The sequence below is a fragment of the Paenibacillus sp. A3 genome (genome assembly GCF_001399685.1).
Lineage (GTDB): Bacteria > Bacillota > Bacilli > Paenibacillales > NBRC-103111 > Paenibacillus_G.
On the sequence record NZ_JTHN01000420.1, the window covers coordinates 1 to 845 of the forward strand.

An 845-nucleotide genomic window follows, 5' to 3' on the forward strand; every position below is an offset into this window, starting at 1 on the left:
GAAGGTTACTCTTTGTTTTGACTCATAGCCTCATAGAGCTGGGCTACATTCCGTTCCAGCTTCATCAAGATTTGCTTGCCCGCCGTCTCGGTAATCAGCTCCGCCCGGATCGCAAAGTCAATCTCCCGCGACAACCCGTAAATTTGCGTATCTAACACCTCTTCATACAGAGGACATTTGCGCGTGGTTAAGTTTTCCATCTGCACTTCGATCAGCTTCTCGATCTTGTCCGCATCTTCTTGCAGCAGATGCAGGGCCTTCTGCGACAAGCTGAGCAGCACATCCGACGACATGGTGCTCCCCCCCTGTAATCCAACCATTTGCGTTCACCGGCGGTCAACCGGACGAACATGCGGCCCCGGTTCTTATCCGAAGCAGGCGCTTAAACGCCGATAGTTTTATATTAGTCGAAAACGGCGCAATACACAAGTCGATAGACCAAGATAGACGCCGTACCATGAGAATTATTCTCAAAAAAACAAATAAAGGCATCTTCGCCTGCGCGAAAATGCCTTTACCTGGAGATCATATGGATTAGTCTTGAATGCTATTGATCTTAAGACCGTGCTTTTCGAACACTTCGGCCATCGCTTTCTTCGCTTCGTCAGCATCCGGTCCGTGAACATGAAGATCATAGTTGCTGGATGTGAGCAGCGTCGTAAACAAGCCGAGAATGCTCTTGACATCGATATACTTGTTATCATACTGAAGAACAATCGAAGATCTGAATTTATTGGCGGTTTGAGAAAATTTCACGATTTCGGGGTTATTGGCGTTTGGGATACAAAAACCCTCCATGCGTCTAGTGACGGACAAGATAAAACGCTTTCTTCAAATAATTAAAC

The 845-nt window shown here is 46.7% G+C and carries 2 protein-coding genes; both read right to left on the minus strand.

Translation table 11 applies throughout. The features are described from left to right. Positions 1-5: 5 nt before the first annotated feature. Positions 6-293, minus strand: a complete 288-nt coding sequence (locus QJ48_RS35095) for a YlaN family protein (RefSeq protein WP_025851403.1) — start codon at positions 291-293, stop codon at positions 6-8. A gap of 241 nt (positions 294-534) precedes the next feature. Continuing rightward, entirely contained in the window at positions 535-783 is a 249-nt protein-coding gene (locus QJ48_RS35100) for an HPr family phosphocarrier protein (protein WP_082420807.1), read from the minus strand. Positions 784-845: the final 62 nt, after the last annotated feature.

Bases quoted from the DNA above. Each gene is read 5' to 3' on its own strand.
- QJ48_RS35095 (WP_025851403.1), bottom strand. From the start codon at position 293: ATGTCGTCGGATGTGCTGCTCAGCTTGTCGCAGAAGGCCCTGCATCTG.